18 protein-coding genes and 1 pseudogene are annotated in these 20,779 nt (G+C 43.5%); 14 read left to right on the forward strand and 5 right to left on the reverse strand.

What is annotated here, in order from left to right:
- Positions 1-92: 92 nt before the first annotated feature.
- The 3 genes from F6K63_RS14885 to F6K63_RS14895 all read left to right on the forward strand — a co-directional run bounded on the left by F6K63_RS14885 (position 93) and on the right by F6K63_RS14895 (position 3,206).
- Complete coding sequence (locus tag F6K63_RS14885; RefSeq protein ID WP_287312542.1) at positions 93-932, forward strand: Rpn family recombination-promoting nuclease/putative transposase; 840 nt, start codon at positions 93-95, stop codon at positions 930-932.
- Positions 933-1,191: 259 nt separating this feature from the next.
- A complete protein-coding gene (locus tag F6K63_RS14890) occupies positions 1,192-2,040 on the forward strand; it encodes an Rpn family recombination-promoting nuclease/putative transposase (RefSeq protein ID WP_287312544.1) in 849 nt (282 codons plus the stop codon).
- A gap of 566 nt (positions 2,041-2,606) precedes the next feature.
- On the forward strand, positions 2,607-3,206 hold the full coding sequence (locus F6K63_RS14895; protein ID WP_008190336.1) for a DJ-1/PfpI family protein: 600 nt from the start codon (positions 2,607-2,609) through the stop codon (positions 3,204-3,206).
- Positions 3,207-3,647: 441 nt separating this feature from the next.
- On the opposite strand, the gene moeB is transcribed toward F6K63_RS14895, so the two are convergent.
- Both moeB and F6K63_RS14905 read right to left on the reverse strand, forming a co-directional pair.
- The gene (gene moeB, locus F6K63_RS14900; RefSeq protein ID WP_287312546.1) at positions 3,648-4,820 is read right to left on the reverse strand and encodes a molybdopterin-synthase adenylyltransferase MoeB; all 1,173 of its coding nucleotides are present in this window, start codon (positions 4,818-4,820) and stop codon (positions 3,648-3,650) included.
- Between the two features lie 34 nt (positions 4,821-4,854).
- The gene (locus F6K63_RS14905; RefSeq protein WP_287312548.1) at positions 4,855-5,337 is read right to left on the reverse strand and encodes a M67 family metallopeptidase; all 483 of its coding nucleotides are present in this window, start codon (positions 5,335-5,337) and stop codon (positions 4,855-4,857) included.
- A 63-nt stretch (positions 5,338-5,400) separates the two neighbouring features.
- Between F6K63_RS14905 and F6K63_RS14910 the strand changes: the two genes are divergently transcribed.
- From F6K63_RS14910 to F6K63_RS14945, 8 genes are all read left to right on the forward strand, one after another.
- Positions 5,401-5,529: a hypothetical protein gene (locus F6K63_RS14910; protein WP_267872113.1), complete on the forward strand. Its 129-nt coding sequence runs from the start codon at positions 5,401-5,403 to the stop codon at positions 5,527-5,529.
- 450 nt (positions 5,530-5,979) lie between these two features.
- Positions 5,980-7,197 (forward strand): hypothetical protein, encoded by a 1,218-nt coding sequence (locus F6K63_RS14915; protein WP_287249548.1) that lies wholly within the window; start codon positions 5,980-5,982, stop codon positions 7,195-7,197.
- A 397-nt stretch (positions 7,198-7,594) separates the two neighbouring features.
- Positions 7,595-9,298 carry an ABC-ATPase domain-containing protein gene (locus F6K63_RS14920; RefSeq protein ID WP_008190329.1) on the forward strand — a complete coding sequence of 568 codons (1,704 nt, stop codon included), beginning with the start codon at positions 7,595-7,597 and terminating at the stop codon, positions 9,296-9,298.
- A 55-nt stretch (positions 9,299-9,353) separates the two neighbouring features.
- A complete protein-coding gene (locus F6K63_RS14925; protein WP_008190327.1) occupies positions 9,354-9,725 on the forward strand; it encodes a DUF433 domain-containing protein in 372 nt (123 codons plus the stop codon).
- A 190-nt stretch (positions 9,726-9,915) separates the two neighbouring features.
- Positions 9,916-10,773: an alpha/beta fold hydrolase gene (locus tag F6K63_RS14930; RefSeq protein WP_353813022.1), complete on the forward strand. Its 858-nt coding sequence runs from the start codon at positions 9,916-9,918 to the stop codon at positions 10,771-10,773.
- 177 nt (positions 10,774-10,950) lie between these two features.
- Positions 10,951-11,319 (forward strand): YccF domain-containing protein, encoded by a 369-nt coding sequence (locus tag F6K63_RS14935; protein WP_008190325.1) that lies wholly within the window; start codon positions 10,951-10,953, stop codon positions 11,317-11,319.
- A gap of 601 nt (positions 11,320-11,920) precedes the next feature.
- A complete protein-coding gene (locus tag F6K63_RS14940; protein WP_008190321.1) occupies positions 11,921-12,166 on the forward strand; it encodes a FitA-like ribbon-helix-helix domain-containing protein in 246 nt (81 codons plus the stop codon).
- On the forward strand, positions 12,166-12,588 hold the full coding sequence (locus F6K63_RS14945) for a type II toxin-antitoxin system VapC family toxin (protein ID WP_008190319.1): 423 nt from the start codon (positions 12,166-12,168) through the stop codon (positions 12,586-12,588). The genes F6K63_RS14940 and F6K63_RS14945 overlap by 1 nt, the downstream gene beginning before the upstream one ends.
- A gap of 112 nt (positions 12,589-12,700) precedes the next feature.
- On the opposite strand, the gene F6K63_RS14950 is transcribed toward F6K63_RS14945, so the two are convergent.
- The 3 genes from F6K63_RS14950 to F6K63_RS14960 form a co-directional block, all read right to left on the reverse strand.
- Positions 12,701-15,295 (reverse strand): CHAT domain-containing protein, encoded by a 2,595-nt coding sequence (locus tag F6K63_RS14950; protein ID WP_287312550.1) that lies wholly within the window; start codon positions 15,293-15,295, stop codon positions 12,701-12,703.
- 292 nt (positions 15,296-15,587) lie between these two features.
- Positions 15,588-18,926 carry a two-partner secretion domain-containing protein gene (locus F6K63_RS14955; RefSeq protein WP_287312552.1) on the reverse strand — a complete coding sequence of 1,113 codons (3,339 nt, stop codon included), beginning with the start codon at positions 18,924-18,926 and terminating at the stop codon, positions 15,588-15,590.
- Between the two features lie 168 nt (positions 18,927-19,094).
- The gene (locus tag F6K63_RS14960; RefSeq protein WP_287312553.1) at positions 19,095-19,307 is read right to left on the reverse strand and encodes a hypothetical protein; all 213 of its coding nucleotides are present in this window, start codon (positions 19,305-19,307) and stop codon (positions 19,095-19,097) included.
- A gap of 92 nt (positions 19,308-19,399) precedes the next feature.
- Here F6K63_RS14960 and F6K63_RS14965 point away from each other — a divergent pair, with 92 nt between their 5' ends.
- From F6K63_RS14965 to F6K63_RS14975, 3 genes and pseudogenes are all read left to right on the forward strand, one after another.
- Complete coding sequence (locus tag F6K63_RS14965; RefSeq protein WP_287312554.1) at positions 19,400-19,555, forward strand: hypothetical protein; 156 nt, start codon at positions 19,400-19,402, stop codon at positions 19,553-19,555.
- A 45-nt stretch (positions 19,556-19,600) separates the two neighbouring features.
- Positions 19,601-19,858: pseudogene (locus F6K63_RS14970) on the forward strand (alcohol dehydrogenase catalytic domain-containing protein); the annotation flags it as partial.
- Positions 19,859-20,056: 198 nt separating this feature from the next.
- Positions 20,057-20,530, forward strand: coding sequence for a pentapeptide repeat-containing protein (locus F6K63_RS14975; protein ID WP_008190303.1), 474 nt, complete (start codon positions 20,057-20,059; stop codon positions 20,528-20,530).
- The last annotated feature ends 249 nt before the right edge of the window (positions 20,531-20,779 follow it).

Below are 20,779 nucleotides of genomic sequence, written 5' to 3' on the forward strand. Positions count from 1 at the left end.
TGACTCCATAAACAAGATCCAGGTGCGATCAATTTTTTTGCTCGGATTCACTACACTATCTGAGATAGTCAAACATTTGTGAAAAAGTTGCCTTGGCCTACGATAATATCTGTAAATACTTAGCAGAAGAATACCCATCGGAGTTTTTTCAGTGGGTATTGGGTGAAGAACCTAGAGATATTCAGGTACTGAAAGCCGAATTAAGTGCTGAACCAATTCAAGCTGATGCTCTGAGTGTACTCCAAAGTACTAACCAAATTCTGCACCTAGAATTTCAAACCCTACCCCAATCTGAGCCACCACTACCATTTCGGATGTTAGACTATTGGGTCAGACTACAACGGAAATACCGATGTCGGATTGACCAGGTGGTGATTTTTCTAAAGTCTACGACCTCACAGATGGTATTCAATAACGAGTTTAGGGATACTAACACCTGGCATAGTTATAGAGTAATTCGTCTGTGGGAACAAGACCCTCAACCACTTTTGGCCAATCGAGCTCTGTTACCCTTGGCCACTTTAGCCAGGAGCAATAACCCTAATCAATTGTTAGAGCAAGTGGTTGCTCAAGTGGATAACATTGAAGAAAAACCATTACGGGGAAACCTAGCCGCCTGTGTGGATGTGCTGGCTGGTTTACGGTTTGATCAAGAATTAGTTCGTCGATTGTTAAGCGAGGAAGTTATGGAAGAATCAGTCACCTATCAAGATATTATCCAAAAGGGAGTCCAAAAGGGAATCCAGCGCGGAAAGCAGGAGGAAGCAGTATTAATTGTGATGCGTTTGCTAACCCTGAGGTTAGGTTTAATTGACCCTGTGCTCCAACAGCAGATTGAGGGATTATCGATTACTCGATTGGAGGAATTGAGTGAAGCGTTGTTGAATTTTGAGACAGCAACGGATTTAGCGGTTTGGTTGGAGCACGGCTGATATTGAACTGTTAGTGTTCACCAGGATTTTTGGTGGGAAGATGATTTTGAAAAGACCTGATTAGATCAGGTCTTTTTTAGATCTTATCTAAATCATTAGTGCTGGGGTATCATAGCTTGACTCCATAAACAAGATCCAGGTGCGATCAATTTTTTAGATGGGATTCACTACACTGTCTTGATGCAATAGCGAGTGGGGGAAACCCCCAAGACCGCGCTGCATCGCTGTCTGAGATAGTGTTAACTTTGAACAATTTGCCTTGGCTTACGATAATATCTGTAAATACTTAGCAGAAGAATACCCATCAGAGTTTTTTCATTGGCTCTTGGGTGAAGAACCTCGCGATATTCAGGTACTTAAAACGGAATTAAGTGCTGAACCAATTCAAGCTGATGCTCTGACTCTAATCCAAAGTACTAACCAAATTCTGCATCTAGAATTTCAAACCCTACCCCAATCCGACCCACCATTACCATTTCGGATGTTGGACTATTGGGTCAGACTACAGCGCAAGTACCGATGTCCGATTGAGCAGGTGGTGATTTTTCTCAAGTCTACAACCTCAGATCTGGTATTCACGAACGAGTTTAGGGATACTAACACCTGGCATAGTTATCGAGTAGTTCGTCTATGGGAGCAAGACCCATTACCACTGTTAGCCAATCGGGCTTTGTTACCCTTGGCCACTTTAGCCAGGAGTAATCAGCCCCTACGATTGTTAGAGCAAGTGGTTGCTCAAGTGGATAGAATTGAAGAAAAACCATTACGGGGAAACCTAGCGGCCTGTGTGGATGTGCTGGCTGGTTTACGGTTTGATCAAGATTTAGTCCGTCGATTGTTAAGCGAGGAAGTTATGGAAGAATCAGTCACCTATCAAGATATTATCCAAAAGGGAGTCCAAAAGGGACTCCAGCAGGGACTCCAGCGCGGAAAGCAGGAGGAAGCGGTATTAATTGTGATGCGTCAGCTAACCCTGAGGTTAGGTTTACTTGACCCTGTGCTCCAACAGCAGATTGAGGGATTATCGATTACTCGATTGGAGGAATTGAGTGAAGCGTTGTTGGATTTTGAGACAGTAACAGATTTAGCGGTTTGGTTGGAGCACTAAATCCCAATTTTTGAATTAAGAATGTAGAATTAAGAATTAAGAATTAAGAATTAAGAATTAAGAATTAAGAATTAAGAATTAAGAATGTAGAATTAAGAATTAAGAATTAAGAATGTAGAATTAAGAATTAAGAATTGCTCTCCTAGACTGATTATAGGAAATGAGTAGTTTAAATCAGCGATTACCCCTTAAATAGCAAGGGATTCAATCAACTAAAAAGACATTTTGATTAAATTTGTATTTTTAAATTACTAAAACCATTGATTAGTAAGGGCTATGGCGATTATTTTATACTAATTTATCATAGCCACTCTAGGAGAGCCTTAAGAATTAAGAATTAAGAATTAAGAATTAAGAATTCTACATTCTACATTCTACATTATGCATTCTACATTCTACATTCTGCATTCTGCATTCTGCATTCTACATTCTACATTCTGCATTCTACATTCTACATTCTGACAGACAACCTTGGCCAAAAGGCCACGCTACGCGAACAACGTCAGAACCTTGATACATTAAGATTGGTCAAGAGCTATTCCGATTCAAACCACAGGAGTAATAACATGGCCGGAAAGCAAATCTTAATGCTCGTAGGTGACTTTGTAGAAGACTACGAAGTGATGGTTCCGTTCCAAGGGTTGCAGATGGTAGGACATACCGTTGATGCTGTCTGTCCTGACAAAAAAGCTGGGGACATTGTTCGCACAGCGGTTCATGACTTTGAAGGAGACCAGACTTACACGGAGAAGCCTGGTCACAACTTCACTCTCAATGCCACTTTTGATGGGATCAATCCTGAAGATTATGATGCCCTAGTGATTCCAGGGGGGCGAGCACCAGAATACATCCGCCTCAATCAAGATGTGATCAAAATCGTGCAGCACTTTGCCCAAGCCAACAAACCAATCGCAGCAATTTGTCATGGTGCTCAATTGTTGGCAGCAGCAGATGTAATCCAGGGTAAAAAATGTTCCGCTTATCCAGCCTGTGGTCCCGATGTTACCCGTGCTGGTGGAACCTATGCTGACATCCCAGTAGATCAAGCAATAGTAGACGGTAATTTAGTAACAGCTCCTGCTTGGCCTGCTCATCCCCAGTGGCTAGCAGAATTCCTCAAAGTTTTAGGTACTCGCATCGAGCATTTAGACCCAGTTGTGGTTTAGTCGAAAGTTTAGTCGAAAGTTCATGTAGGGTGGGCAGTGCACCAGACAGATAATGAAGCTTGCAAAGCGCGTTGGTAGGCACTGCCCACCCTACGATTAATGACTTTTAACTATCACTTTTAACTATCAAATCAAGCATCAGGAATAAACCAATATAGCAAGTCTTATAGCTATGAGGTACAAAGCGATCCCCCGTTTACCTTAAAAAGGGGGACTTTTAAGTTGAGAAGCGTACCTCATAAATGCAAGAAGGCGTTGCTGAATTAAGGAATGAATGCGCGATCATCTGGTTTTGTTGAAGCCCCCTAAATCCCCCAAGTTTGGGGGACTTTTAGAGTTTTTTTCCCCCCAGAATTGGGGGGTTAGGGGGGCGAAACCATACCCATAATCAGCAACGCCTGCAAGAAAAGCTATAGATCCGTTTCATCCTTCATACTTGATTTAATATTGCGGTACTGATGAATCAATTTCCTGACTCCAGGCGGTAATACCCCCTTTAACATTAATCCCTTCAATACCAGCTTCTTTCAAAATTCCCAAGGCTTTAGCTGAGCGACCTCCCTTTTTGCAATGGGCAATCAAGCGATGACCATTAACCAGTTCCTTGACTTTTGCTACACCAGAACCCTGTTCAATATCCGGTAATGGCACTAGCACTGAGCCAGAAATCTTAGCAATATCATACTCATGGGGATTGCGGACATCAATCAAAACAAAATCATCCGCACCACTATCGATGAGTTCCTTGAGCTCCTGGACATTCATCTCTTTGATATCCATCTGGCGTTTGGCTTCCTCTTCTTTAGCTTGGGGAATGCCACAGAATTGTTGATAGTCAATCAACTGCTCAATCACCGGTCGTTCTGGATTGGGTCGCAGTTTCAATTCCCGGAAGGTCATATTCAAAGAGTTGTACAGCAACAAACGTCCACTGAGGGTATCGCCCTTGCCTAAAATAATTTTGACCGTTTCCGTTGCTTGGATCACGCCAATAATTCCTGGCAGAATGCCCAAAACCCCTCCTTCGGCACAGGAAGGTACCATTCCTGGTGGTGGGGGCTCAGGGAACAAGTCGCGGTAGTTGGGACCACCTTCGTAATTAAACACTGTCGCCTGTCCCTCAAACCGGAAAATAGAGCCATAGACGTTTGGCTTATTCAGAAGTACACAGGCATCATTGACTAGGTAACGGGTGGGAAAGTTATCTGTACCATCGACGATAATGTCATAGGGTGCCATGATTTCCAAGGCATTCTCGGAATTCAGCAGGGTTTCGTAGAGGTCTACCTGACAGTGAGGGTTGATTTCTAGAATCCGCTCTTTGGCCGACTGAATTTTGGGTTTACCTACCCACGACGTCCCGTGAATTACCTGACGTTGGAGATTAGAACTATCTACAACATCGAAATCTACTAGACCTAGGTTTCCAATTCCAGCAGCAGCAAGATAGAGCAATAGGGGTGAACCTAATCCACCACTACCTATACATAGGACACTGGCAGCTTTGAGACGTTTTTGTCCTTCTAAGCCAACTTCGGGCAAAATCAGGTGTCGGGAGTAACGTTCGTATTCGTCTTTACTTAATTGGATTTCATCTAGATTGGGATTTAACATGGCATGTTGGGTTTGAAGCGGTAAGACTCAGGACTTAACCTTTGATAATGATAGTTTCTTCTGGCTGGAACTGGTGGTGTTCATCCAGGCTCCAACTTCTGAAGTCACACGCTTTACCTTCCTCAACAGCAACAATAATATACGAGTATTGCTGCCAAGCGATCGCACGATCAAATTCTGAAGGTACCGCTGGGTGATCCGGATGAGAGTGATAGATCCCGATTATATCGAGATTGCGATCGCGTGCGTCTTTTTGTGCCCGCAGTAGCACCTCAGGAGCAATGCTGAATCGGCGCTGTCTGCTATAATCTCCCTGATGTTTGCCCTCAACCATAGGATAGGCATCAGCTGCTTCACCATCCCAGTTGTTCGGTGTGGGTAATACCTCAACCAGCGTTTTCACATCACCCCGGTGCTTACCCAATAGTAAACCGCAGCACTCTTCAGGATAGGTGCTCTCTGCGTGATTTTGAATTGCCAGTTGATGCTCACTGTCCAGTCTTAAGCCCATACCCATTTAACCATCACCATGTCTTGATGCAACTCTTTTTTGTTCACAGTTGAGTGTATATGTAAGCATATGCGCTACGCGCAGGCTAAGCCAACAGCCGTCAGCCGTCAGCCGTCAGCTTATTTTATTCAAAAGCTGTTCGGTGTAGCGTGGCCACAGGCCAATGGCCACTCAAGTAGCACCATCTGTAGTGCGTAAGCATTCAGCTATCAGCCGTCAGCCGTCAGGTTATTTTATTCAAAAGCACCATTAGTAGCCTAAGCTATGGGCATAAACTGTTCGGTGTAGCGTGGCCACAGACCTTTAGCTGTTCAGGTAGCATGGGCGTAGCGCTAATCGCTGTTCGCTGATAGCTGACGGCTGAATGCTTACGTAGCGCTAATCGCTGTTCGCTGATAGCTGATAGCTGATACGCGACACGCTGATAGCTGATAGCTTACGTGTATATTACCGTCAACTGTCAACCGTTAACCAAAAATTATCAATTATCAAATTATCAACTATAATATCACTTGTAATAGGTAAGATATTGTCGGGTGTAATACGTATTAGTCTTCAGTGTTGGTCAAATTTAAATTAACAAGTCTCAAGTCACAAGTCTCAATCGTAAATTTTCAATTAACAAGTCATTAAGGACCAGGGTTTGATATGACTCCTAACCGCACTATAACAGCAAACAACGAAGAGTATCGATTTTTTTTTCAGGAGAATGCTGCCAATATTTTTAAACACCATGACCGGGAAGTAATAGACTGCTTGCAACGTCGTAAAATTTCGATTAGCAACATTATACCATTGGATCAGGTTTACAATATATCTGTAAAAATCGGTAAAAATATTCCCTTTAAGTCAGTAAAAAAGTTGGCCTTACAACAAATGGAGGCAGTAGGAGAATTTCTTCAATATTTTCAAATCAGCATCCTCGGTCAACCCACCAGTATCTTCCAACTCCATGAGATTGAAATTAAAATAGATAAAATTTTTACCCCTGGCTTAACCTATGAGGGCGGAAAACTACTAATCTCTATTCCCGACTCGTCCTTACCGTTTCAGTCCCGTTACCTTAGCGATCAGGAGCTGAAAAATCAATGGAATAAGGGGAATCATCTTTCCAAAAAGTCTCTGTCTCGTAAAGCTTGGTGGTTATTAAATCCGATCGGGGAATTTAGGACTAACCTCAGAACAATGCTATGGCAAGCTGCCCAAAAGCAAATTTTAGGTATTGACAAACTATTACTTAAGTTTGGCTTAATTGATAGATATGATAGCAGTCAACAAAGTGGTGAGCAACCCAGCTTACTGTTCAACCAGAATCCACCACCACAAGATCAGGGGTTGAGACAGAATCCTCCAACACAAGATCAGGGATTCAGAGAAGGTGCGATCGCATTGATCAAAAACTCTGTAAATGAAGAGAAGCTGGGAATAGACTTAGAAGTCGTACTTAAGGATCAAGATGAGGCTACTTTAGGGAAGCTGCTGGGATTATTTAGGCAAAACTTGGCAGACGCCGGCCAAATGGAAGAACTGATTGAAGCTGGTGCTTTAACCCTACAACAAGCCGTTTTCCATGAACAATCTGAAATTGATATTAAGATGTTTGGGTTTGTGAATGTGGGTAATTATCATCGCATTGATGTATCGCTGAATATAAGTGCTGGTTACTTGAAAAAATATGTTGAATTGATTCCCAGAAAGGCTGTTATAAAAGCAATTCAATTCGGATTTGTTAACGTCTATACTATAGACGATATTACAGTAAATCCTAACTTCCATGGAGCAATTAAGCTCTATTGGGAAACTGCTGCTCTGGAAAAATCACTGCAAGAATTAAGTCTAGTAAATCTCTCAGAGCAGTCAAGTTAGTAAACGTCAGCGGTCAGCGGTCAGCGGTCAGTGGTCAGCGGTCAGTGGTCAGTTATCAAGTATGCAGACGGAAGTCACATTAAACAGATAGTTACCTGTTATATTCAAAAGCACCTCAAGTAGCGACTGAATCAAGACAGCGTGGGCGTAGCCCATAAGCTAATAGCTAATAGCTGATAGCTGATAGCTAATAGCTGATAGCTAATAGCTGATAGCTGATAGCTGATAGCTGATAGCTGATAGCTAATAGCTGATAGCTGATAGCTGATAGCTTAAGTCATTACTCAATAGTCATCAGGGTACTCAACAGTCAACAGTCAACAGTCATTAATCCCTTGTTAATTGACAAGTTGGTAGTAACCATTGACAATTAACAAGCAATTTTCTGCTTGCAATTATGGCCACTAGCAATCAATTGGAGTCTTTACTCCTACAACTCGATGACCGCAGCTACAAATCCTACAGAGATATCAAGGGCAGCTATCAGTTTCCAGATTTCACTCTAGTGATTGACAGGGTTCAGGGAGACCCCTTTGCCTCTCCTAGCCAAGTGCGCGTGTACTTACCCCAGTCAGTGGCTGGTTTCCCCAGTGAGCTTTATCGCACTGACAGCCGAGCCATCGCCCTAGAAGATTATCTAACTCGCTCATTTGATTGGGTAGCTGGGGAAATGAGCTGTCGGCGGGGTACTGGGAATAGTGGCTTGATTGCCATTACCCGTGTCGGACAATCCGTGCTGGAGCGCACCTCCGCTTTGGTTAGTGATCAAGGGGTAGAAATCCGGTTTGTGGTAGGATTACCAGCTCGTGGTCGTCGGATTTCTGGGCGTCAGGCCGCAGAAATGCTATGCCAAGATATCCCTGATATTATTGACCAATCCATCAAGTATGAAGTCCTCGATCCAGCTGAGATTAAGCATCATGTAGAAACAGTGGAAGATGCCGATTGGCTGCGTCAACAGCTCGGACCCCGTGAATTAGTTGCCTTTATTCCTAACGGTGCCATTTTGCCACGCTCCAGTGGGGTGGATGACAAACCATTACAAGAGGATGCGATCGCATTTCAATCTCCCAAGACACTTCAAGTCGCATTCACTTGTCCCAATCGAGGATTAATTACCGGTATGGGAATCCCAGAAGGGATCACCTTGATTGTAGGAGGTGGCTATCATGGCAAGTCCACAGTGCTCAAAGCCATTGAATTAGGAGTTTACAATCATATTCCTGGAGATGGACGGGAATTAGTAGTCACCAATCCCACCGCCGTCAAGATTCGGGCTGAAGATGGTCGGGGGATTTCTGGTGTAGATATTTCCCCATTTATTAATCAATTACCTCAAGGTCGCTCCACTGAAAAATTTTCCACCACCAATGCTAGTGGTAGCACCTCCCAGGCCGCAAATATTATGGAAGCACTGGAGGCCGGTACCGAGTTACTGTTGGTAGACGAAGACACAGCAGCAACTAACTTTATGATTCGCGATCGCCGTATGCAGGAGCTGATTGCTAAAGATAAAGAACCGATTACACCATTTATTGATAAAGTCCAACAGCTCTATACCGAGTATGGTGTCTCTACTATATTAGTCATGGGAGGCAGTGGAGATTACTTTGATGTAGCCGATACGGTCATTGCCATGGACAACTTCCAACCCCAGGATGTCACGGAAAAGGCTCAGTTAATTGCCGAAAAATACTTTACCGAACGCAGCGCTGAAGGCGGGAAACACTTTGGCACTATTACCCCACGAGTACCATTAGCCCATGGGATTGACCCCAGTCGTGGACGCAAAGCCGTAAAATTGAAAGTCCGAGATGTAGATGAGGTAGGGTTTGGTGCAGAAAATATTGATTTATCTGCTGTTGAGCAGATTGTAGAAGTAGGTCAGTTAAGAGCAATTTCCAAAGCTCTTGTTTATGCTAAAGAGCATTATATCGATGAACGGTTGACCCTATCGGAAATTTTAGCTCTGGTGATGAGGGATATTGAAGAAGAAGGATTCGATGTACTAACGTTCTTTCCTGAAGGGGATTTAGTTCAATTCCGCCCCTTGGAATTAGCAGCAGCGCTGAATCGATTGCGGACCCTGTCAGTGCTTTGAGGGGAATCCGGATCAACAGTCCTTTTAAAATTATCAATTATCAATTATTGAACTGATGAAAATAGAAGACTATTTTGATTTTATGGCTCCTGATGATATTCGCATCAAAGGAACCCGAGTGGGCATTGAAAATGTGCTGTATGAGTACATTTATCGTAATCGTACTCCAGAAGAAATTCTTAACTGTTTTTACACCATTACCTTAGAACAAGTTTATGCTACAATTCTTTACTACTTAAATAACAAAGAAGTTGTCAGCCAATATATTTATGACTGGCTGGAATGGAGTCATCAGCAACATAAAGCTCAAGAACTAAACCCTCCTCCAGGTATAGTTAGATTACGAAAATTAAAAGCGGAACAAGAAGCTAATAAGGTAAGCATTCAGCTATCAGCTGTCAGCCGTCAGCTAATCAACGGAAGGTAGTAAACAAACTAGGGGGTGCTGGTACGACTGGTTGAAAATCCCTGCTGGTTTTACTCATCCGATCCCGTGCAGTTAAAGCGCCTGATAGCAGCTCAAGTAGCGTGCGCGTAGCGCATTAGCTGATAGCTGACGGCTGAATGCTTACCTAATAAGAAAGCCTGTACCATGGCTTAATCGCAATCATCCCATCATGCCCATACGTCAAACCTTAGACTTACCAAACATCCAACTGTCTTACCTAGAATGGAACCAAGGCCAAACTCCCTTGTTACTCTTACATGGATTAGCAGACCATGGCCTAGTGTGGTCTAGCCTCGGGGATTACCTTGCCCCAAAGTATCATATCGTTGCTCCAGATCTGCGCGGTCATGGGGAAAGTAGCAAGCCGGATCTTGGCTATACCTTTGATGATCACATCGCGGATTTAGAAGCCTTAATGGATCACCTAGGATGGTCTAGTGCTGATATCCTCGGTCACTCCTGGACTGGTAAATTAGTTCCGATCTGGGCTAAGCAAAATCCATCGCGATTACGCAGCCTAATTTTGGTGGATCCCTTTTTCATCGGGAAAATTCCGATGTGGTTTAAGGTTCTGTTTCCCATACTGTTCCGTGTCTTGCCTTTTGTAAAAGCTATGGGACCCTTTGTCAGTTATGAGCAAGCGGAAGCACAAGCTAAACAATTAAAACAATACCGGGGCTGGAGTCCCTTTCAGCAAAACGTCTTTCAAGCCAGCATTGAACCTAAACCTGATGGCAGTTGGGGCAGTAAATTTGTGGTTCAGGCCAGAAATGAGATTTTTGAAGACGTGATGCGCGTAGCAGGACTAACGGAAATCATTGATATTCCTACGGTATTGATAGTACCAGAAAATGGTCTTAATCGCTCCGATGGACAGCTAAAACCCTATAAAACTTATCTCAAAAATCTAACTATTCGTCAAGTTTATGGGAATCATTGGCCATTTTTAGTAGAGCCGGAAGAGTTTAATCGGGCTGTAGAGCTGTTTTTGGAAGAGCAACAGCAAAAGCCCTGTGACGTTGACTGATCACTGTTTGCTCTGAGCTTTTTGCTGTGATGTTTCAGGATTAGACCATTTAATTTTATTACCCCTATTCCCTACTCCCTACTCCCTACTCCCTACTCCCTCAAACCTAGGACGAAGTCCTTTATCCCATTAACTGGTATAGTTAAGTAGCACCAAGGGAATTAATAAAATAGAGTCATGAGCCTTTTAGGAAACATTATCTGGTTAATTTTCGGCGGTTTAGTTGTTGGTGCCGGTTACATTATCGGTGGATTAGGGATTTGTCTGACTATTATTGGCATCCCCTTTGGAATACAGGCTATAAAGTTGGGCATCGCTACTCTGGCACCATTTGGCAGAACAATTGAGGAAACTTCAGAGGCTGGTAGCCTCCTCAATATGATTTTTAACATTATCTGGTTGATCGCTTTTGGCTGGGAGATTGCTGTGGCTCATTTGGTATCAGGGCTAATTTTAGCCATTACGATTATTGGTATTCCCTTTGCCCAACAGCATTTTAAATTAATTCCCCTGTCTCTATTTCCCTTCGGAAGAGAATTGCGCTAAATTTGTAAGCTATCAGTTATCAGCTATCAGCTATCAGTATATGCTTTGATGGGCTTTTATCCAGACTTTAAATTATGATTAATCTCGAACTATTAAATTATTCCGTTTGTGCGATAAGCACGCTACGCTGGGTTTATTATCAGCTGACGGCTGACAGCTGACGGCTGAATGGTTAACTAAATTTTATATTCAATACTTTTGTATTTATGGATAACACAGTTTTATTTGGTATCGGCACTTTGCAGGAGTGGCTAACAGTATTAGGTTATACATCTTTAATTGCTTTTGTTTTTTGGCGCGTGATGCTTACAAAGCCGAAGTGATATATTGAGATACTCTAGCAAAGGGAACAGGCTTGTAGGGTGGGCAAAAACAGTTTGGTTCAAATGAGTATTCTAGATAATATTACTTTGCCCACCCTACTTTAATTGGGATTTTTTTTACACTACCTTAATGTGTAGTGCTATATATTGAGATACTGCCCATAACGTAGGTTAGACGATGAGCGCGATCGCGTAGTGGCTCTGAAAGAGCATCCCACTCCCATGGGTTGGTTTTCTACTACTATGCTATCATGATAGTGTAAACATTAGGGAAAACCATGACCAATTTAAGTCTACGAGATATTCCTGAAGAGCTTTACCAAAAAATCAAAGCAATGGCTGCCCGAGAACGCCGTTCTGTGAATCAACAGATTCTGGTGTTATTGGAGCGGTCTGTGGGACTCTCCCAGCGACCTTCAACACAGGTTCTCGAAGCAATTGATCGCACTAGAGAAACAATCTTTACCCGAGTCGGTGTCATGCCTGATTCAGTGGAGCAAATTAATCAGGACCGGAGCCGTTAATGCTGTTGGTGATTGATAGTAGCGTTGTTGCTAAGTGGTTGTTTGTGGAGCCATTAACCAAACAGGCTCTGGCTGTCCGTAAACATTGGGAGTTATCCAGAGTAGATTTGATTGCGCCACAACTGATCCTAGCAGAAGTCGGAAATATCATCTGGAAAAGACAAAGAGTGGGTTTGATTACTGAGCAAGAGGGAAATAGTCTCATTGCCCACCTACTAGCACTATCTCTGCCAACAGTAGAGACAGAATCTATTTTACCCAGAGCCTATAGTTTGGGAGCAGTTTTTGACCGGACTGTCTATGATGCCCTCTATCTAGCCTTAGCAGAGGCAATGGCAGCTAAGTTCATCACGGCAGATCTGCGCTTGTATAATGCAGTTAGTGGGAATTTACCATTCATTGACTACTTGGGTAATTACTAAGTTGACTTGTCCTTCTTGTTGTAAAGATATCACCCCAGAGCATCTTTATCCTTGGCTTGGTGCGTTATTAACGCACCCTACTCCCTACTCCCTACCCCCTACTCCCTACTTTTCACAACCAATTTCCCAGCAAAATAAAAGCCGACCAGTAAATGGGGTGATTAAATGCCTCGCTCTGCAACAGCTCCAGTTGAGCTTGTCGCAAAGCTTCAGCCTTGGTAACCTGGCCTGTGGCTAACCTCTGATAGAACCGAGTCATTAACTCTGTAGTAGCAAGATCGTCCGCAGTCCAGAGACTGGCAATGGTACTGCGTGCCCCCCCACGCACGGCGATACCAGCTAATCCCAACGCTGCTCGGGAGTCTCCCACGGCGGTCGTACAAGCACTGAGGACGAGTAATTCAATCGGATTTTCTTGCTTTTGATCCGCTGAGATCAGAGTATTTAACTCATTGAGATTGATCACGTCATCCCAGGTCAGCAGAAAGGTTTCTTCCGCTACTGAACTAACTTGACCATGAGTGGCGAGATGAACAATTTCGTAACCAGAGCTATTAACTACTGTATTGAAGTTGGATTCAGTAAAGGACTCATTGAGTAAAATCAATGAAGGAATTTGACCCTTGATATTCTCTAATTCCACCTTCACCCCAGGAAGTGCTCCTAAATTGGGACGATGGGGACGAGTTTCGCTAACTCCAGCAGTTAGAACTGAAACGTTTTGTCTGACATTGGCTTTAGGGTCGATTAGTTGTAAACTAGGTGCTACCGCAATACTGTATTTCTCGATGGAATAGCGTTCCCCGTCATAAAGCACCGACATGGGAAGATCGCGCAGACCCCCATCGGGAATAAATACTAGGGTGCGGATGTTACTGTTGGCTAATTCGACTTCAACCGGACCGATTAACCAGTCGTGTATTGTTTGTAAGTTGTCCTTTCTCAGACCTCGCCAAGAATTAATAATATTGATGTTTACCGAAGCCAGTTGTTGTTCTATTTCTGGTTGAGGTAAGTTAGTAGTAATCTGGCGCAGGGGTTGTCCGGGCAAAGTGACAATTACTTCCAGGCGGTCTGGCAAGATAATGGTATAGAATATAGCGGCGTTGGGGTCTATTTCGTCGAGATTAACAGGTTTAGCATCTAGACAAGCATCCCGAAAGAAGTTGTCTAGTTCTGCTAGTTGTAGGGATTCAATTACATCTCGTGCTTGTTTGAGGTTTTCTTGAGATGCATTCGGTTCCAGCAGTAGTCCTACTAATTCTCGGTAGACTGGTTCGACGCTTTCTCGAAACCCAAATTGAATATCGCTACTAATCGCGACTAGGTCGCTACGAATAGATTTGAGGGTTTGCACCGATTGAGCATAGGCGGCAATCGCGTTTTTCTTATCTTGTTTTAGATTCAGAATTCTCCCCAGTTGCCATTGCCATTGATAGGCTAAATCCGGAGCCTGGATTTCTTGAGAAATTAGTAACGCTTTTTCGGTTAAGTCTTCCGCTTCATCAAGACGTTGATTGTATTCGTATAAAGTCCCCAAGTTACCGATCGCTTCCGCTTCCGCTCGTTTATCTCCTAAATTCCTAGCTAGCTTAATAGCATCAGCGAGATAAGTAGCAATATCTTTGGGAGATGTGAGTTGTGATGTTGTCGGTTTTAATAGGGTTTTAGCTAGATTAATTCTAGCATAAATTGCAGCTTTACTGGGAGATAATTTAGTTAAACTATTGTCGATAGCAGGCAATAATTCTCTGGCTTGTGACCACTCTTGTTGAGCTATCACTATACTCAGTTGATTTAATTGCCCTTGAATTTTCATATCAGCTAAGGGAGATTCCTCCACAACCCGTTGATAGAACTCTAAAGCGTCTGCTGTGTCTCCTTTTAATCTAGCGGTATTGCCCAAACTGATCAGATTATCAGCAATCAAGGTCTGATCTCGTAAGTTTTCCGCTATCGCTAAACTTTGTTGTAAAATTGCTTTAGATTCTTTGAATTTACCTACTCGGCGCAGCACATCACCTAGGTATTGGAGGGCGGTACTTTTCAGGGCGCTATCGGGTTGGTTTTCGAGAGTTTCCTGGATTTCAGTTAAGGTTTTAGTCGCTTTATGATATAATCCTAATACTCGCAAGGCTTGGACTTCGTAAATCTGACTTTCTGTGAATCTAGTTAAGTCTCCGATATCTTGGTAAATAACACTAGTTTCCTGCCAAATTGATAAGGCTTTTGACCCCTGACCTAGAGATAAGTATATTTGTCCTTGGACTTCTAAAGTTTGGGATCTTAATTGTTGACGTTCTTTGGTATTATCAAGTTTTGATATTTGGCTAAAACTCTGGGATAGTGTTTCTTGAGCTTGGTCTAGGTCTCCCAAGGTTTGATAAACTAAAGCTAGATTTACTAAGGCGTTAATTTCACCAATAAGGTCGCCACTGTCGGTGTAGTTACTAATAAGTTGCTCCAACAACGGTATCGCCTCTTGATATTGACCTGTTTCATAGAGGTGTTGGGCTTGTTGGTCTAGGGAATCGGGAATCGGGAATCGGGAATCGGGAATCGGGAATCGGGAATCGGGAATCGGGAATCGGGAATCGGGAGTCGGGAGTCGGGAATTGGGTGTGATGACAACAGAGTTTGATAAGGCTTTACCGGATGGTAGGAAGCAGGTTAATGCAATAGCAATTAGAAATGATAGTTTTTTCATAATAATTAAGGGAATTTAGAATTTAGAATTTAAAATTTAGAATTTAGAATTTAGAATTTAGAATTTAGAATCGGGAATAGTACTATAATAATAGTTTATTAACTCTTGCCTCTTGCCTTTCTTTAAGAGAGTATGTTCACAACTTAAATAAAAATTATATAGGTTTTATTGCATGTAGGAGGTACACTTATCAATCTCAAAGTCCCCCTTTTTAAGGGGGATTTAGGGGGATCCCTTTGTACCTCATGGGAAAGAGAATTGCTATATATTACTCTTCCCTACTCCCTACTCCCTATTCCCTATTCCCTGTTCCCTGTTCCCTATTCCCCCTTCCCGAATGACAATCAAGATTGGGCAATATCTGCTCCACAGGAGTCCCGTTAAACGGTTGCGCCGTCAGAATAATCGTGCCATCCTTTGCTACTACCCAGCCTTGGGCTTCGATAATCACTTTTTTGTCTTGAGGGGGTCTGACTGTTCCCGTAGCGTGGCCAAAGGCGTTTGCTTGGGCTTCTAATGGTTTTCTGGTGCTGGGTAACCTGGGACGAGTTCGCCACCTGACTGTCCTGTGGGCATTAATCACTGGATCTTCTGGAGTGGGTGGTAAACCGCCTTTGCCGATAATGGTAAAGGAACTGCCCCCAGCAATGCGATCATTCTCAAAGCCACAAAGGTCATTGGCCAGGATCGCTTCTGCATCGACCAGGATTCCTGGCAATTCGTTTAAGCCTGAGGTGGGGTCTATCTGGGAGATGTTGAGGATTACCTCACCGTTGAAGGATGAGCCACGTTCGGAGGTGGAAGTGATGTCATTGTCTGAAGTGAGACGGTCTCGAAACTCTAAACCAAAGATGCCCTTGGCATTAATCTCAACACCACCTCCTCGGCCTTGTTGAGCATTGGCGGTGATGTCGCTATTTCCCAGACCAACTAGGGTATCAGTATCAATAAATATATTGCCCCCAGTGGTTGTATTCTCAGCGTCAGTTAGAATCAAGCTTCGGTTGAGGAGTCGGATATCACCAGCTTCCAGCCTAATATTGCTGTCGTTTCCTCCTGCTGTTTCTGCTGTGATCCTGGCATTGTTGTCAAGGAAGATGGAGTTGGCATTAATCTTTACTTCGCCTGCTGAAGTTCTCTCTTCAAAACTTCTAGCACTAACAACTGCTCCATCAGAGATGATTAACTTATCAGTGGTAATATTCAAGAACTCTCCTGCATTTCCTGTCCCTTGAGCTTCAGTAAACAAGCCGCTGATCAACTCATCATCGCCTAAGGTACCAATCAGTTCAACCGTAGAGGAAGCATCCACTATCAAATTTCCTCCGTCCCCTTCACCAAGAGTCCTAGCTGAAACTTGTGCTCCATCTTCAACAATTAAATGCCCAGTGGTAATTTTCAAATCTCCCGCATTTCCTTTCCCTTGAGTTTGAGTAAACAAGCCACTGAGAAACTCAGCATCGGCTGAGGTACCAATCAGTTGAATAGAGTCGGCATCCACTGTCAAATCTCCGCCGTACCCTTCACCAGAAGTGCGAGTTGAAACAAATGCTCCATCAGAGACCATTAACTGCCCAGTGGCAATATTCAAATCTCCCCCTTTTCCTGTCCCTTCAGTTTCAGTAAACAAACCGCTGACATGCCGACCATCGGCTGAGGTACCAATCAGTTGAATAGAGTCGGCATCCACTGTCAACTTTCCGCCGTCCCCTTTATCTCTTGTGGTAGCTAAAACAACGGCTCCATCAGAGACCATTAACTTATCAGTGGTAATATTCAACTCTCCCGCATTTCCTGTTGCTCCCCGATTAGCTTGAGCAAACAAGCCGCTGACACGCCGACCATCGGCTGAGGTACCAATCAGTTGAATAGAGTCGGCATCCACTGTCAAATTCCCGCTGTCCCCTTCATCAAAAGTGCTAGCTGAAACAAATGCTCCATCTTTGACAATTAACTGTTCAGTGGTAATACTCAAATTTCCGGCATTTCCTGTCGCTTCAGTTAGAGCAAGCAAGCCACTGCCAAACAGACCATTGGCTGAGCTACCAATCAGTTGAATAGAAGAGGCATTCACACTTAAGCTTCCCCCATCCCCTTCACCGCTTGTGCCAACTGAAACTTGTGCTCCATCAGAGACCATTAACTGCCCAGTGGTAATATTCAACTCTCCCCCATTTCCTGTTGAGTCTTCATTAGCTTGAGCAAACAAGCCGCTGCGAACCCGACCATCGGCTGAGGTACCAATCAGTTGAATAGAGTCGGCATCCACTGTCAAATTTCCGCCGTCCCCTTCACCAAAAGTACTAACTGAAACTTGTGCTCCATCTTTGACAATTAACTGCCCAGTGGTAATATTCAACTCTCTCGCTTTTCCTGTCCCAAAAGTTCGAGCAAACAAGCCGCTGCTAAGTTCAGCACTAGAGGAGGCATTCACTGTCAAATTTCCACCGTCCCCTTCACCAAAAGTGTCAGCTGAAACAAATGCTCCATCAGAGACAATTAACTGCCCAGTGGTAATACTTACATCTCCCCCATTTCCTGTTACTCCTGGAAAAACTCTGGCTGCCAAGAAACTGAAAGTACCATTAGCCGATACACCAATTACTCCAACAGATTCAGTGGCATCCACTGTCAAATCTCCCCCCTGTCCTGAGCCAAATACATCCGTAGTTATTCCAGAACCACCCTCAAGACTGAACTGTGAAGCTCCAACCTCTATCCCACCGCCACTGCCACTGCCGTTGGTATCCGCAAAAATAAAAGAGCGATCGCGTAAACTCACATTACCCCCCTGCATCTGGATACTCCCACCACCTTCACCACTGGTATCAACAAGAGCACCCTCGGACAAACTAATATCCTGAAACTCGTTAACTGCTGAATAATCCAACCCAAAACTACTATCCCTTGGCGTCAGCTTGACCACACCATTAGCACCAACACTTCCCAGCTCAATTCGTCCATCGATTGCTCTTAAGCCACCACCAGGAATATTAATGTCACCACCAATTAGCCCTAAGGTTTGACCATCTGGTACCTCAAGACCATTACGTCGTACCCCAAAATCATGACTAGAATGATTAGTAATACTTCCAGGATTGGAACCATATTGCAAACCAGATGGAATATTAATGGTCAATAACGGTTTTTGATTGGGATTTTTAGTGCTGAAAACTGTGCCATCTTCAAACAAGACACTATCAGCAGTACTCCCAAAAAATGAACCTCCCACATCCAGTCTGCTATTGGGACCAAAGACAATACCGTTGGGATTAATCAAAAATAAATTAGCATTTCCCAATACTCCCAGAGTCCCCAAAATATTGGAAACATTACCTCCCGTTACCCGACTCAGGATGTTAGCAACTCCAGCAGGATTAGCAAAATAAGCTCCTGCGAACTCGGCCACATTAAAATCTGAAAAGCTGTGGAAAAGATTACTGTCTCTAATCGCGCCACCTTCAATTAAATCTGCCAGGGCACCGTTAACATTCACATTGGGCGTTACCACAGAGCTTTCATTGCCTAGGGTATTATCTGGAGTAATTTGCCCTAATGCCGTAGTTGCAGCTAGTAGAGAATACAGCACAAGGCTAGTTGCTGGCACCAGTCGGGAAATCGGAGGTTTCATTGCAATCAATCAGCTATCGAGTTTTCTGATTATTTCAGTAGTAGGGTGGGCAAAGTCATGATTTCGTGAGTACTTAAAACAATCAAACTGTTTTTGCCCACCCTACAAGCTGATTATTCCAGGAAATATATTGCAGTTGGATTAATTTACAAATTCTTTACAAAGACTTTACTGAAAATTCACAATAACAGGTAGCAGGGAGTAGGGAATGGGGAATCGGGAATCGGGAATCGGGAATCGGGAATCGGAACCCACCCCTAACCCCTCCCAGGAGGGGAACGGGAATCGGGAATCGGGAATCGGGAATCGGGAATCGGGAATGGGTAATGGGGAATGGGTAATGGGGAATGGGGAATCGGAAAAAAATTCTGTGTACCTCATGAATGGAAAAAACCGCTGTAAACGTTTTTTAGATTATGATAAATCAGCTTTAATTAGCTTTTTTTAAAGTTATAATATACAGTATTATGATTATGGAAATTTTATTCCCTGTATTAATGCAGTGCATTCCTATTAAATTTTCCCTGTTCCCGACTCCCGACTCCCGACTCCCGACTCCCGTTCCCCTCCTGGGAGGGGTTAGGGGTGGGTTCCGACTCCCGACTCCCGACTCCCGACTCCCAAATTAAAACTGCTATAAATGAAGACATAAATTCACACCATAAATTCAAACAATGATTCGAGCCTACGCAGCCCACGAACCTGGTGGAGAACTGAAGCCTTTTGAATACGACCCAGGGGTTTTGGGGGAAGAGGAAGTAGAAATCAATGTGGAATACTGTGGTATTTGCCACAGCGACATGAGTATGTTGGATAACGAGTGGGGACTAACTCAGTATCCATTTATACCAGGTCACGAGGTAGTTGGTACCGTGGCCGCATTGGGAGAGAAGGTGACCACCCTCCAAGTTGGACAACGAGTGGGACTAGGCGATCGCTTAATCTCTTAGCACCATAATCCCTTAACTTTCACAATTGTGTGTCTTTTCTTAACAAACTCAGCAATTTAAGGATTAATTCCATAACTAACCTTAACAAATCATCATTATAATCCCGCACCACTAATCGGTTATAATGAAATTGGGATGAACAAATACATCCTGATGATTTAACTTCTAGGGAGGCCAAAAATGAAATTCAATATTTTGGCAACGCTAACTTTAGTCGCTTCTCTGTTCTTCACCGGTTCAGCCGTAGCTGAAAACCCAGACCAGGTGCAACAGTTGCTTTCAACTGGTGAATGTCCAGGGTGTAATTTAAAAGGAGCGGATCTATCGGGTGCACATCTACTTGGGGCTGATTTGAGGAATGCTAACCTGCAAGGAGCAATCTTAATTGAAGCCAACCTAGAAGGTGCTGACCTGACTGGTGCCAACTTAAACGGGGCTAACTTAACCCAAGCCTTTGTCACCAACGCTAGTTTAAACTGTGCTAATCTCAACCAAGTGAATTTGACAGCGGCCAAGCTTTACGACACCGATGTGTCTGGAGCTGTCATGAACAAAGTTACCTTAACTAATGCCGAGATATTTGAAACTGGCATTGGCATTGGTGGTAGTGCCGAGGAATTCAATTTCAATGTCGAGTGTAGAGTAGATTCTTGACTGTCAAGGTAGGGTGGGCAAAAACATTTTGGTTCAAATCAGTATTAATGATTAGACAACTTTGGCCACCCTACTGTCAAGGTGGTAGGTGGTAGGGTGGGCAAAAGCATTTTGGTTCAAATCAGTATTAATGATTAGACAACTTTGGCCACCCTACTGTCAAGGTGGTAGGTGGTAGGGTGGGCAAAAGCATTTTGGTTCAAATCAGTATTAATGATTAGACAACTTTGGCCACCCTACTGTCAAGGT

It is taken from the genome of Moorena sp. SIO1G6 (genome assembly GCF_010672795.1).
Lineage (GTDB): Bacteria > Cyanobacteriota > Cyanobacteriia > Cyanobacteriales > Coleofasciculaceae > Moorena > Moorena producens.